Here is a 12,540-nt window from a genome sequence, read left to right as displayed (position 1 = left end):
CGAACGACGTTCGCGCGGATAGGCTGACCGCATGGCTAATTCGGTAGGCACCCCCGAGCACACGGCTTCGCGCGTAACCAAGGCGGTAATCCCCGCCGCCGGGCTGGGTACACGCTTCCTGCCCGCCACGAAGGCGATGCCCAAAGAGATGCTGCCGATCGTCGACAAGCCGGCGATCCAATACGTGGTCGAGGAGGCCGCGGCGTCGGGCCTGCGCGACGTGCTCGTCATTACAGGGCGCAACAAGGAGAACCTCAACAACCACTTCGATAGCGTCCCCGAACTGGAACTGACGCTGCGCAATAAGGGTGACGATGATCGTCTCGATCGGGTCTCCGCGGCCAGCGAGATCGCGGACGTGCACTTCCTCCGGCAGGGGCAGCCGCTCGGGCTGGGCCACGCAGTCGGCCGCGCCCGCAATCACGTCGGCAACGAGTCGTTCGCGGTCCTGCTGGGCGACGACCTGATCGACGAGCGCGACCCGCTGCTGACCCACATGATCGCGGAGCACGATCGCCGCGAGGCGACGGTGATTGCTCTCATGGAGGTCGAACCCTCTCAGATTCACCTCTACGGCTGCGCCGACGTCGAGCTGACGGACGATCCTGATGTCGTGCGGATCCGCGGCCTCGTCGAGAAGCCCGCGGCAGCGGAAGCACCCTCGAACCTGGCGATCATCGGTCGGTACGTGCTGCGCCCCGACATCTTCGATGTGCTTGCCAACCAGGCCCCCGGACGAGGCGGGGAGATTCAGTTGACGGATGCGCTGAACCGTCTCGCGGACGGCGGCAACGGCAACGTCTACGGCGTGATTTTCCGTGGGCGCCGCTATGACACGGGCGACCGCGCTGACTGGATCAAGGCGAACGTGAAGCTCGGCGTCGAGCACCCCGAGATCGGGACCGAGCTGCGTGATTGGATCATCGGATTCGCCGAGACCCTGCGGCCCGGATCCGGCACGAGCACCGAGCGCTAGGAACGGTCGACGTGGCGATGCCGCACCGACCCCTGCTCGAGAACGGGCGCGTCTCGCTCGAAGTGATCCGCCCCTCCCACGCGGCCGAACTGGAGTTCCTGCTCCGCGAGAACCGGCGCTGGCTCCAGCAGTGGGAGGCGAGTCACCCGTCGGGGCTCGGCGTTGTCCCCGGAAGCACCTCGATGAAGCCGGGCATCAAGTCGATGCGTGCCGCCTGGAAACGCGGCACCGGGCTGCCCTTCGTGATCCGCTACGACCATCGCGTCGTCGGGCAGCTGAGCGTCTCAGAGATTAGCGGCGGCGCCCTCAGATCCTGCCAGATCGGGTATTGGGTGAGCGAAGCGGTGGCGGGACGAGGCGTCACCCCCACCGCGGTCGCGCTCGTCACCGACCATCTCCTGGGCGCGCGGGGGCTTCACCGGGTCGAGATCTGCATCCGACCCGAGAACCAGGCGTCGTTGCGGGTCATCGAAAAGCTGGGCTTCCGCTACGAGGGAAGACGCGAGCGCTACATCTATATAGACGGCGCGTGGCGCGACCACGACTGCTTCGCCCTGACGAGCGAGGAGGCACGGGACGGCGTCATCTCACGGATTGTCGCTGGGGTACGGCGTGCCGATCCGAACCGCGGCGCGGCGACACCGTAACCTAGCCGACATGAGCGGTGGCGGGGTCCTTGGCGGCGGGGTGATCTTCGTCGTCGCCGCGGTGCTCTGGGCCGCCGTATTAGTGCCCACCTGGATGCGTCGCCGTGAGTTTCGGGTAGCGGAGCAAAACGCCCTCCGCCTCCAGCGCACCCTTCGCGTCCTCGCCGAATCTTCCGAGATTCCGCACGAGGTCCGGCTCGAGGCGAATGCCCGTGAAGCCGTCGCACACGAGAAGCTGTTGTTGTCGGCCGAACGGCGTCAGGAATCGGAGCGCGCCGCGGCGCTTTCTGATGCCCGCGCGTCCGAGCGTCGGGCAGAGCTGCTCGCAGCGGAGGCCAAGCGGCGTGAAGCCGCAGTTGGCCGCGCCGCGCGTCGTCGCACGCCGCTCGCCCGGCGAGTGCGCTCGGTCACAGCGCTGATCGCGCTACTGGCGCTGGTCGGTTGCCTGCTCGGAGCCGGTATGGCCATCGCCGGTATGGGCGCCGTCGTGCTCGGTAGCTCTGTGCTGGTGTTCTTCGCTGCCACCGGGGCCCTCGTGCTCCTGGCCCCGGGTCGGGCGCAAGACGAAGCTGCGCGGCGACTCCCCGAAGTTCCAGCGGTGGTTGTCGCGACGACCGAGGAAGAGGCTCCCGAGGCTCCGGTCTCAGGGCGGACTCCCCAAGAGCACGCCGCCGTGCAGTCCGCGGCAGCTGAGCGCATCGCCCGTGCACGTGCGCAGGCCCGGGCCCGGGCCGCCGCTCCCGCCGCGCCAGTCGCCCGCGAGCCGCGAGAGCACTCGATCCTGCTGGCGGAGGCTGCGAAGAATGCCGCCGCGGGAGTCCCTGCCGCTGCACCTGCATCGCCTGAGCCGACTCATCACTCGTCGGCCCCAGTGGAAGCCGCACACCGGCCGCGCACGACGCCCCCCAAGCGCACGCACAGTGCCCAGCGTTCGCAGGAGCTCGCGGCCGCGGCGCGCCTCAAGCGCATGGGCGTCGTCGAAGACACGAGCGTGGGCATGCCTGACCTCGACGCAGCGATGCGTCGACGCCGCGAGGTGGGCTAAGCCCGACTCGCGCTGCGGATCCTGCGCGTGCTCGAGGTAGTTTCAGCCGCGCCGACTCTGCTAGGCTGGACGAGTTGTTCGGGTCTTTAGCTCAGTTGGTAGAGCGCTTCGTTCGCATCGAAGAGGTCAGGAGTTCGAATCTCCTAAGATCCACTCGAGAGTGGTTGAGACACAACTCGAAACACAACGCCCAGGTGAATCACCTGGGCGTTTCGTGTTTCTGCGGGGAGTGCCTAGACGATCTTCTTCACGACGCTGCCCTTGAGCAGCATGGGGCCGAAACCGTCGATCTTGGCCTCGATGTTGTGACCGTCGCCCACATCGTCAATCAAGCGGATGCTGCGCACCTTCGTGCCGACCTTGAGGGCGGCCTGGGCGCCCTTCACCTTCATGGTCTTCGCGATCGTGACGGCGTCGCCATTCGCGAGGACGTTGCCTACGGAGTCACGAATGACTGCCTCGGCGGCGGGTGCGTCCTCGCCGGAGTCAGCTGCGGCGCCCGCAATCCACTCGTGCGCGCACAGCGAGCAGACGGTGAGATCGCCCATCTCGTAGGTGTACTCGCTCGCGCACTCGGGGCAGGTGATGGTTGATTCGCTCATGTACCCAGGGTAGCCGCGGTCTCGCGGCTTGCGGGCCCGAGGTCGTACGTGACCCACGGCGTCTGCTGCGCCACCGAGTCGTAGAGCGAGCGGGCCGTCGCGTTGTCGCCTGCCGTGATCCAGCGCACGACCGTCGCGCCCTCGTCGCGGGCGATTTCGGCGAGGCGGGTGAGCAGCGCGCTCCCGAGGCCGTGGCCGCGCGATGCCGGCGCGGTGAAGAGGTCGTCCAGGAACAGGCCGTGCGAGGCGCTCAGTGGCCGCGCAAACGTGCGGAAGTGTGCGAGGCCAAGCGGCACGCCATCTACGCAGGCGAGGAGCCCGCGGGTCTCGTGGGAAGTGTCGTGCAGCCACGACCAGACGGTGTCGAGCGCCGCGTCGGAGTGCAGGGCCCCGTAGAAGTCACGGTAGCCGCGGTAGAGCTCGCGCCAGGCGGACTCGTCGGCCGGGGTGACCGCGCGGACAGTGACGCTGGCTGCCGCGCTCACTGGATCTTCTCGATCTCGACGAAGACGACGGGGCGGGTGCCACGGTTCGCGACCGTGTGCTCGGCACCTGCCGGACGGGTGTAGCTCTGTCCGATGCGGAGCTCTGCGACGATCTCAGACCCGTCGATGCTCGTGACGTGCATGGTCTCGTCGACGAGCGGCACGACGACGTACTCGTACTCGTGCACGTGCATCGGAATCGCCTCGCCAGGGTCAATGGTCCACTTCGTGACCGTGAAGGTCCCGTTGTCGATCTGGACGTCGCCGGTCACAGCCATGATGCTCCACTTCGTTGAGGTTCGAGTTCCTCCCATCCTAGGCGTCCGCATCACCCAACGGGCTGGTCCGGTATACCGGACAGACACGGCAAGTTCCCCGTTGTCGCGCGCGCTCGGGCACGATGCAATAGGGACAGTACCCAACGAAAGGACGCCGTCAATGGCACTCCCCGGAGCCCGTCCCGTCCGCGCAGCCCGCGGCATCGAGATCTCAGCGAAGAGCTGGCAGACCGAAGCGCCGCTGCGCATGCTCATGAACAACCTCGACCCCGAGGTGGCCGAGCGACCCGACGACCTCGTCGTCTACGGCGGTACCGGCCGCGCCGCCCGCAGCTGGGCCGCGTACGACGCGATCGTCGACACGCTCCGCGATCTCGAGGACGACGAGACGCTGCTCGTGCAATCAGGCAAGCCGGTCGGGGTGTTCCGCACGAACGTCTGGGCTCCGCGCGTCATCCTCGCAAACTCCAACCTGGTCGGCGACTGGGCGAATTGGCCCGAGTTTCGCAAGCTCGAGGCCGAGGGCCTCATGATGTACGGCCAGATGACCGCCGGCTCGTGGATCTACATCGGCACCCAGGGGATCCTGCAGGGCACCTTCGAGACGTTCGCGGCCATCGGGCGCAAGTTCCTGGCCGAGCAGCGCGGCGCGCAGTTCGACGGCACCCTCGCCGGCACACTGACGCTGACCGGTGGATGCGGCGGCATGGGCGGCGCCCAGCCACTCGCGGTGACCATGAACGACGGCGCGTGCCTGATCGTCGACGTCGACGAGACCCGGCTGCAGCGCCGCATCGGCAAACGCTATCTGGACGAGCTCGCCACTGACATCGACGACGCGATTGCCCGGGTCAACCAGGCAAAGGCCGAACGACGCGGTCTCTCGGTGGGCCTCGTCGGCAACGCCGCGGAGGTGTTTCCTGAGCTGCTCCGCCGCCACAACGCTGGCGAGGTGACGTTCGACATCGTGACCGATCAAACGAGCGCGCACGACCCCCTCGCGTACCTGCCGATCGGGTACACGGTCGCCGAGTGGCAGGATCGCGCGGCCGCCGACCCCGAGGGCTTCACGCTCGCCGCCCGTGCCGCGATGGCCGCACAGGTGCAGGCTATGGTCGAGTTTCAAGACGCGGGCGCCGAGGTTTTCGACTACGGCAACTCGATCCGCGATGAGGCCCGCCAGGGCGGCTACGACCGTGCGTTCGAGTTCCCCGGCTTCGTCCCCGCCTACATTCGCCCGCTCTTCTGCGAGGGCCTCGGCCCGTTCCGCTGGGCCGCACTCTCGGGAGACCCCGAGGACATCCGCGTCACCGACGAGGCGATCCTCGAGCTCTTCCCCGAGAACGAGCACCTGCACCGCTGGATCCGGGCCGCGCAGGATCGGGTCGAGTTCGAGGGCCTCCCCGCCCGCATCTGCTGGCTTGGGTACGGAGAGCGCGCCCGCGCGGCCGTGAAGTTCAACGAGTTGGTAGCCGAGGGCAAGCTCAAGGCGCCGATCGTGATCGGCCGCGATCACCTCGATTCGGGCTCGGTCGCGTCTCCCTATCGCGAGACCGAGGGCATGGTTGATGGCTCGGACGCGATCGCTGACTGGCCGCTGCTCAATGCACTCACGGCGACCGCCTCGGGCGCGACCTGGGTGTCGCTGCACCACGGCGGCGGCGTCGGCATCGGCCGCTCCATCCACTCGGGCCAGGTGAGCGTTGCCGACGGCACCGCTCTCGCCGCCGAGAAGCTCGAGCGCCTGCTCACGAACGACCCGGGCATGGGCGTGATCCGCCACGTCGACGCCGGCTACCAGCGCGCAGTCGACGTTGCGGCCGAGCGTGGGGTCCGGATCCCGATGGAGCCCGTTGTGCGTGACGGTGGCGCGTCCGCACGCGCCGCGGCGGGCGTCGCACAGTGAGTGACTCGGCCGGCGCGGACGCCAGCAGCACGCTGATCACGGGCATCGCCGAGCTCACCACGAACGACGAAGCGAACGGCGGGCGCCTACGCGGCGCTGCCGTCGTGCTCGAGGGTGACCGGATTGCCTGGGTAGGTGCTGAGGCGGACGCCCCGGCCGCCGATCACCGCGTCGACGCCGGGGGGCGCGCGGCGCTGCCGGGGTGGGTGGACTCCCACACGCACCTGGTCTTCGCGGGCGACCGCACCGCGGAGTTTGAGGCACGCATGGCGGGCGAGTCGTATGCCGCTGGCGGCATCAACGTCACCGTCAATGCCACCCGGGCCGCGAGCGACGCCGAGCTCGAAGCGAATCTCGTGCGGCTCGTGGGCGAGGCACAGCGCGGGGGTACGACCACTCTCGAGACGAAGACGGGCTACGGGCTGACCGTCGAGGACGAGGTTCGTTCGGCCCGAATCGCCGGGCGGCACGTCGACGCGGTCACGTTCCTGGGGGCGCACCTCGTCCCGGCCGGGGCCGATCCTGCGGCGTACCTCGAGCTCGTCACGGGCGACATGCTCGACGCGATCGCCCCGCACGTGAGTGCGGTCGATGTGTTCTGCGAGCGGGGAGCGTTCGATGAGGCCGCGACCCGTCAGGTGCTCGAGAGCGCGGTGGAGAAGGGGCTGGCGACCCGAGTACACGGCAATCAGCTGGGCGAGGGCCCGGGTGCACGGCTCGCGGTCGAGTACGGCTCGCTGAGTGTCGACCACCTCGGTTTTCTGAGCGACGCCGACGTCGATGCGATCGCTGGCTCGTGGGCGAACGGAACGCGCGGCACGGTCGCCACGGTGCTTCCCGCCTGCGACCTGTCCACGCGCATGCCGCTCGCCCCCGCGCGCCGCCTGATCGATGCCGGCGCGGTGCTCGCGATCGCCTCGAACTGCAACCCCGGCACGTCGTACACCTCGTCAATGGGGTTCGGCGTCGCGACAGCCGTGCTCCAAATGGGGCTGACCGTCCCCGAGGCAGTGCGCGCCGCCACCCTGGGCGGCGCGGCCGCGCTGGGGTTCGATCGCGCGGGCGCACACGGCCCGGCACGAGGAATCATCGCGGAGGGCGCCCGAGCGGACCTGCAGCTGTTGGATGCGCCGTCGGTCACGCACCTTGCGTACCGCCCCGGTATGCCGCTGACGTGCGCCGTATGGCGAGCGGGGCAGAGAGTTCTCTGACAGTCAGTGCGTTTGCGGCCGCGAAAGCCTAGTGTGAGTGGGCGGGCAGTTCATCCGCTGACAGAGGGGGACCATGAAGGTCATCAGCTATAACCTGCGCAAGAATCGCGCGCTCGGCGAGGTCCACGCTTTGGCAGAACGCCACCGCAGCGACATTCTCTGTCTGCAGGAGGCTGACCCGCTGTCCCTCCCCGCCACGCTCGGGCACCTGCGCCTCGCGGGCGCAACCGAGCAGAATCGACTGGGTCTTGCGTTGTACGTCAGTGACGAGCGCTTTGAGACGATCGAAACCCGCACGGTTGCCCTGAAGAAGTCGCTGCACGACCGGGTGCTCGCGCCCGCTCACGAGCGGCTGCTCGGCACGCGTCTACTCGATCATGAGACGGGCCGGGAGCTCGTTGCCGCTTCATTCCACGCGGCGCCCCTCACCGCCTCGAACTCGCTCCGCCGGCACCAGATCAGCGCGGCGCTCGCAGAGCTTGGAGAGCTCGGCCCTGAGCTGCCCACCATCATGATCGGCGACTTTAACTACCCGGTGTTCAAGGGCGGCCTGCACGCGCACGTGAAGGATGCCGGCTTCAAGCTCTCGCTCAGCGACCGCCGCACCTACACTCGCTACAAGTTCTTCCGCGGACACTTTGACTTCGCGACCTCAGTGGGCTTTGACATCGGCAGCGTGCGCACCCTCGCGCGCGGCACCTCGGACCATCTCCCGATCCTGCTGTCGGCCGCCTACACGCCAGAGTTCTCAGGCGTGCTCACCGCCTAGGGCAGCATGAAAACATCTCGGAAAGTACTCATTGTCTCGGGCATCTGCGTGCTGGTGCTCGGCGCGGTGGCGGCCATCGCAGGTCCGGTCATCTACCGAGACTTCATCTCAGCCCCGGCGGCCGAGGCCCCCTCGGTGGGGAACGATGGCGCTGGGCAAGAGGCTGCGTCCACAGAGCTGGATCCGTCGACCCTGGCTGGCAGCTGGATCGTGGGCGACGGATCAGAGGCCGGGTATCGAGTGAACGAGGTGTTGAACGGGACCCCCGTCACCGTCACCGGCCGCACGAGCGACGTCAGCGGCACGTTCACGATCGGTGACTCGGGCCTGACCCTCGAGGCGGCCGAACTCACGGTTGACGTCGCGTCAATTGCGACGGACAGTGGCAACCGTGACGCATACTTCCGCGATCAAGCAATGCGAGTGGGCGAGTTCCCGACCGCAGTGTTTACCCTCACCGAGGCGGTCACGCTCGACGCTGCCCCGGGCGCGAACGAAATCGTACAGACCGCTGCCGCCGGCACGCTGACCCTTGCGGGGGTTTCGCGCCCGGTCACCTTCGATGTGCAAGTGAAGAGCGACGGAACCTCTGCCGAGATCGCCGGGTCGATTCCGATCACCTTCGCAGACTTTGGAGTTGAAGCTCCGAATCTGGGCTTTGTTGCGGTCGAGCCGAGTGGTCAGGTCGAATTTCAGCTCACCGCGGCGCGCGGCGCATAGGGCCCCGCGGCGCGACGCGTGCCGGTCAGCTCTCGGCGCGGCGTCCGTGGATCCGTGTCGAGAGTGTGATCGCGGCCTCGCCGACGGCGGCAGCGAGCTGCTCCCAACGATCCACCGGCTTGGAGTCGGAGGGGAACGTGATCGCGAGGCCCGCGACCGGCCAGCCCCGGTGATCGAGTACCGGCTGCGCGATCGACGAGAACCCCGGCGTGATCGCGCCCTCCTCGATGGCAAATCCCCGGGCGATGGTCTCGTCGAGCACGGCGCGCAACCTCGAGTAGCGGTCGATCGTGTCCGAATGACCATCGCGGTGCACGAACGCATCGGCGCCCGGGTAGAGCGCCCGCACCTGCGCGCGCGGCATGGCCGACAGGATCGCGCGCCCTGAAGCCGTCAAGTGCGCAGGCAGCCGGACGTCGACCCCCGTCACGAGTGCCGGTGACCCCGGAGCGCGCTCCTCCACGATGTACAGCACGTCGCTTCCGTGCAGCAGCGCGAGGTGTGCGCTCACCCGGATCCGGTCGACGAGCGCCGCGAGCAGCGGCTTGCCGAGTCGGGCGAGCGGATCCTGCCGGGCGTACGCCGAGCTCAGCTCGACCGCAGCAAGCCCGAGCCCGTACCGGCGCTCCTCGGCGAGGTGCATCACGAAACCGTGCTGCTGCAGGGCCTCGAGCAGGTGGTACACGGTGGAACGCGCGAGCTCCAGCTGGGTGGCAATCATGCTCGCGGGAAGTGGCCCGCGGGAGGCGGCTAGGAGTTTCAGGATGCGCAGCGTGTGGTCGGCCGCGGGAACCTTTGCGGGTGCGGTCACCGTACTTCCCCTCATCGCTGACTACCGAAGGGCGTCGATCGCCCCCTCCACCGTATCGAGCACTGCGCCCGAGCGGACAAACTCGTGCGCCGTGTTGATGTCGGGGGAGAGGAAGGCGTCGGTGTCGGGGGCCGAAATGCGGGTGCGGAACAGGCCGTGCAGGGCCTGCGTTGCCGGTGCCGGGGTGCCCGCACCTGCCGCCTCACGGAAATCGAGTGCCCGGGTGGACGCGAGCAGTTCGATGCCGAGCACGCGCGCAAGCCCGTCGACCGAGCGACGCAGCTTTCTGCCAGCAGCCCATCCCATAGACACGTGGTCCTCCTGCATGGCAGAGGACGGGATGGAGTCGACCGAGGCCGGCGTCGCGAGTCGCTTCAGTTCTGAGACGATGCCGGCCGCGGTGTACTGCGCAATCATGAGGCCCGAGTCGAGGCCGGGGTCTGCCGCGAGGAAGGGTGGCAGCCCATGGTTGCGGGCCGTGTCGAGGAAGCGGTCGGTGCGCCGCTCGGAGATGCTCGCGACATCGGCGACGGCGATCGCGAGGAAGTCGAGCACGTAGCCGACCGGGGCGCCGTGGAAGTTTCCGTTCGACTCGACCCGGCCGTCGTCGAGCACGACGGGGTTGTCGATCGCCGAGCGCAGCTCAATTGCGGCGACGCTCGCGGCATGCGCGGCGGTATCGCGGGCGGCGCCGTGCACCTGCGGGGAGCAGCGCAACGAGTACGCGTCCTGCACGCGGGTGAACTCGCCCTCGGTCGGGCGCTGAATGAGGCCGGAACCGGCGAGTACCTTGGCCATGTTGGCGGCGGACGCTGCCTGACCGGGGTGGGGTCGAATCGTGTGTAGTTCGGCAGCGAACACCGAATCGGTGCCGGTCAGCGCCTCGACGCTTGCCGCTGCGGCGACGTCGGCAACCCGGAAGAGCTGTCCCAGGTCGTGGAGGGCGAGGCACAGCATGCCGAGCATGCCGTCCGTGCCATTGATGAGGGCGAGGCCTTCTTTTTCGGCGAGTACGACGGGGACAATGCCCGCTGCGGAGAGGGCGGTTGCGGCAGAGGCGGGGGATCCGTCCGGGAGGCGAACGTCGCCCTCGCCCATCACCGAGAGGGCGCAGTGCGCGAGGGGGGAGAGATCGCCCGAGCAGCCGAGCGAGCCGTACTCGTGCACGACCGGGGTGATTCCGGCGTTGAGTACCGCGGCATAGGTTTCGGCGGTTTCGAGGCGCACGCCCGTGTGGCCGCTCGCGAGCGTGTTGAGACGCAGGAGCATCAGGGCGCGCACGACCTCCCGCTCGACCTCGGCCCCAGTGCCGGCGGCGTGTGAGCGGACGAGGGACCGCTGCAGCTGCGCGCGCTTCTCCGCGGGGATCTGCACCTTTGCGAGCGCCCCGAAGCCGGTTGAGACGCCGTAGTGCGGGCGCGAGTCGTTCGCGAGCGTCTCGATGACGGCCCGGGCTGCGGAGATACGGTGGCGGGCGCGATCGCCGAGGACAACGGCTGCGTCGTGACGCGCAACCGCGACCACATCGTCGATGCTGAGGGGAGATTCGCCGAGGGTGACGGTTGTGAGAGTGCTCATGCTCTGATTGCACCGCATTGACGGCGTGCAGGGCAGCGGCCACGAGTCACTACTGTCTGGTATCCCGGACGCGACTCAATCGGTGCGCTGTTTCTCGGCGCCTGAGCCGTCTAGCGTCGAGATATGGTCGACCAATCGTCTTTCCCCTCCTCCTCCCCGGCGCCCGCTTTCACCCCGGCGACGCCCAGCGTGGCCCCCGGGCTTCCGGTCGACCCGCTCTGGCCGCGCGCCGGCAGTTGGGCCGCCCCGCTTGGCGGCGAGGCCGTGGACGTGGTGATTGTCGGGGTACCGACGTCGCGTACCTCAATCTCGGCGACGAACGCGCACGAGACCCCCGCCGCAATTCGGCAGGCCCTCCGGCGCTACTCGGGCCATGCGGTCGCGCCCGGCACCCCGGGGGTGCGGGGTGAGGAGGCGCAGCTCGAACTCAGCCAGGTGCTGAGTATTCGCGACGCGGGAGACCTCGCAGACCCCGACAGTGTGGAGGGTGAGCTGGCGGCAACCGCAGCGATTGCCGCACTCGCTCGCGACTCCCGCCTCGTGATCGCGCTCGGTGGCGACAACTCGCTTACGGTGCCCGCCGCTCGAGGCGTGCTCGGAGCGCAGCTTGATTCGGCGGCGTTGGCTGCTGGCGCAATCGGGGCGGGCGGGCTGATCACCCTCGACGCGCACCACGATCTGCGCGATGGGCGGAGCAACGGATCGCCCGTTCGTCGCCTGGTCGAGGCCGGCCTTGACCCGCGTCGTATCGTCCAAATCGGCATCGCCGACTTCGCGAACTCCCGGGCATACCGCGACCGCGCGCGCGACCTCGGCATTCGGGTGATCCACCGCGACGAACTTTTCGACCGACCACTCAGAGAGATCGTGGCCGAGGCGCTCGCGATCGCGGGGGACGGTAAGGGGCCGATCCATGTTGACCTCGACGTCGACGTCTGCGACCGCGCGGTGGTGCCGGCGTGCCCAGCCGCGGTGCCGGGCGGAATTTCTGCCGCAGAGCTGCGCCGAATGACACGACTCCTGGCGCGGGATGCCCGCGTCGCGTCGTTCGATCTCGCAGAGATCGACGCGACGGCCGACTCGGCGGACGGCCGCACGGTCCGCTTGGCGGCGCTACTCGTGCTCGAGGCGATGACCGGTCTCGCCGAGCGGGCGGATCCTGCCGGGTAGTGAGGCTAGCGGACCAGGCGAGCGATCGCGGCCGAGGCCTCTTTCAGCTTCTCGTCGGCGACCTCGCCCCCCTCGCGGGCGGCCTCGGCGACGCAGTGGCTGAGGTGGTCGTCGAGCAGTTCAAGGGCGACCCGCTCAAGCGCCTTGGTCGCCGCAGACACCTGGGTGAGCACGTCGATACAGTACGTGTCCTCCTCGATCATGCGGTGGATCCCGCGCACCTGGCCTTCGGCGCGACGAAGCCGCTTGAGGAGCTCATTCTTGTGATCCGAGTAGCCGTGCACTGCGGTGACCTTCCGTGAAAACTGCGGCAAAAGTGACTGAGCCACTCCCTGTACCATA

Annotated in this window: 14 protein-coding genes and 1 tRNA gene; 9 read left to right on the top strand and 6 right to left on the bottom strand. The window is 68.5% G+C overall.

Translation table 11 applies throughout. The features are described from left to right. The first annotated feature begins 31 nt into the window (after positions 1 to 31). The 4 genes from galU (at position 32) to JW030_RS11350 (ending at position 2,821) form a co-directional block, all read left to right on the top strand. The gene (gene galU / locus JW030_RS11365) at positions 32 to 976 is read left to right on the top strand and encodes a UTP--glucose-1-phosphate uridylyltransferase GalU (protein WP_188046607.1); all 945 of its coding nucleotides are present in this window, start codon (positions 32 to 34) and stop codon (positions 974 to 976) included. A 17-nt stretch (positions 977 to 993) separates the two neighbouring features. Then, complete coding sequence (locus JW030_RS11360; RefSeq protein ID WP_188046633.1) at positions 994 to 1,623, top strand: GNAT family N-acetyltransferase; 630 nt, start codon at positions 994 to 996, stop codon at positions 1,621 to 1,623. Positions 1,624 to 1,633: 10 nt separating this feature from the next. Beyond that, a complete protein-coding gene (locus JW030_RS11355; RefSeq protein WP_188046606.1) occupies positions 1,634 to 2,668 on the top strand; it encodes a hypothetical protein in 1,035 nt (344 codons plus the stop codon). A gap of 80 nt (positions 2,669 to 2,748) precedes the next feature. Beyond that, positions 2,749 to 2,821: transfer RNA gene (locus JW030_RS11350), tRNA-Ala, on the top strand. An 80-nt stretch (positions 2,822 to 2,901) separates the two neighbouring features. Here JW030_RS11350 and JW030_RS11345 read toward each other — a convergent pair. From JW030_RS11345 to JW030_RS11335, 3 genes are read right to left on the bottom strand one after another with little or no spacing between them, the layout of a single operon-like run. Then, entirely contained in the window at positions 2,902 to 3,270 is a 369-nt protein-coding gene (locus JW030_RS11345; RefSeq protein WP_188046605.1) for a zinc ribbon domain-containing protein YjdM, read from the bottom strand. Then, a complete protein-coding gene (locus JW030_RS11340) occupies positions 3,267 to 3,755 on the bottom strand; it encodes a GNAT family N-acetyltransferase (RefSeq protein ID WP_188046604.1) in 489 nt (162 codons plus the stop codon). The genes JW030_RS11345 and JW030_RS11340 overlap by 4 nt, the downstream gene beginning before the upstream one ends. Then, positions 3,752 to 4,033, bottom strand: a complete 282-nt coding sequence (locus tag JW030_RS11335; RefSeq protein ID WP_188046603.1) for a cupin domain-containing protein — start codon at positions 4,031 to 4,033, stop codon at positions 3,752 to 3,754. Before JW030_RS11335 ends, JW030_RS11340 begins: the two co-directional genes overlap by 4 nt. A gap of 160 nt (positions 4,034 to 4,193) precedes the next feature. Between JW030_RS11335 and hutU the strand changes: the two genes are divergently transcribed. The 4 genes from hutU (at position 4,194) to JW030_RS11315 (ending at position 8,639) form a co-directional block, all read left to right on the top strand. Continuing rightward, complete coding sequence (gene hutU, locus JW030_RS11330; RefSeq protein WP_188046602.1) at positions 4,194 to 5,939, top strand: urocanate hydratase; 1,746 nt, start codon at positions 4,194 to 4,196, stop codon at positions 5,937 to 5,939. Beyond that, positions 5,936 to 7,150, top strand: a complete 1,215-nt coding sequence (gene hutI, locus JW030_RS11325) for an imidazolonepropionase (RefSeq protein ID WP_188046601.1) — start codon at positions 5,936 to 5,938, stop codon at positions 7,148 to 7,150. Before hutU ends, hutI begins: the two co-directional genes overlap by 4 nt. Before the next feature lie 73 nt (positions 7,151 to 7,223). Then, the gene (locus JW030_RS11320) at positions 7,224 to 7,919 is read left to right on the top strand and encodes an endonuclease/exonuclease/phosphatase family protein (RefSeq protein ID WP_188046600.1); all 696 of its coding nucleotides are present in this window, start codon (positions 7,224 to 7,226) and stop codon (positions 7,917 to 7,919) included. A gap of 6 nt (positions 7,920 to 7,925) precedes the next feature. After that, positions 7,926 to 8,639 carry a YceI family protein gene (locus JW030_RS11315; protein ID WP_188046599.1) on the top strand — a complete coding sequence of 238 codons (714 nt, stop codon included), beginning with the start codon at positions 7,926 to 7,928 and terminating at the stop codon, positions 8,637 to 8,639. A 25-nt stretch (positions 8,640 to 8,664) separates the two neighbouring features. Here JW030_RS11315 and JW030_RS11310 read toward each other — a convergent pair whose 3' ends face one another. Together JW030_RS11310 and hutH are read right to left on the bottom strand one after the other, a co-directional pair. Beyond that, the gene (locus tag JW030_RS11310; protein ID WP_188046598.1) at positions 8,665 to 9,465 is read right to left on the bottom strand and encodes an IclR family transcriptional regulator; all 801 of its coding nucleotides are present in this window, start codon (positions 9,463 to 9,465) and stop codon (positions 8,665 to 8,667) included. A gap of 6 nt (positions 9,466 to 9,471) precedes the next feature. Further along, positions 9,472 to 11,028: a histidine ammonia-lyase gene (gene hutH, locus JW030_RS11305; protein ID WP_188046597.1), complete on the bottom strand. Its 1,557-nt coding sequence runs from the start codon at positions 11,026 to 11,028 to the stop codon at positions 9,472 to 9,474. A gap of 123 nt (positions 11,029 to 11,151) precedes the next feature. Between hutH and JW030_RS11300 the strand changes: the two genes are divergently transcribed. Continuing rightward, the gene (locus JW030_RS11300) at positions 11,152 to 12,198 is read left to right on the top strand and encodes an arginase family protein (RefSeq protein ID WP_188046596.1); all 1,047 of its coding nucleotides are present in this window, start codon (positions 11,152 to 11,154) and stop codon (positions 12,196 to 12,198) included. Between the two features lie 5 nt (positions 12,199 to 12,203). Here the strand turns inward: JW030_RS11300 and JW030_RS11295 are convergent, their stop codons facing one another. Beyond that, positions 12,204 to 12,539 carry a metal-sensitive transcriptional regulator gene (locus tag JW030_RS11295; RefSeq protein WP_188046632.1) on the bottom strand — a complete coding sequence of 112 codons (336 nt, stop codon included), beginning with the start codon at positions 12,537 to 12,539 and terminating at the stop codon, positions 12,204 to 12,206. Between the last annotated feature and the right edge of the window lies 1 nt (position 12,540).

Source organism: Leucobacter sp. CX169, assembly GCF_017161405.1.
Lineage (GTDB): Bacteria > Actinomycetota > Actinomycetes > Actinomycetales > Microbacteriaceae > Cx-87.
This window is presented reverse-complemented; position numbering and strand designations above follow the sequence as displayed.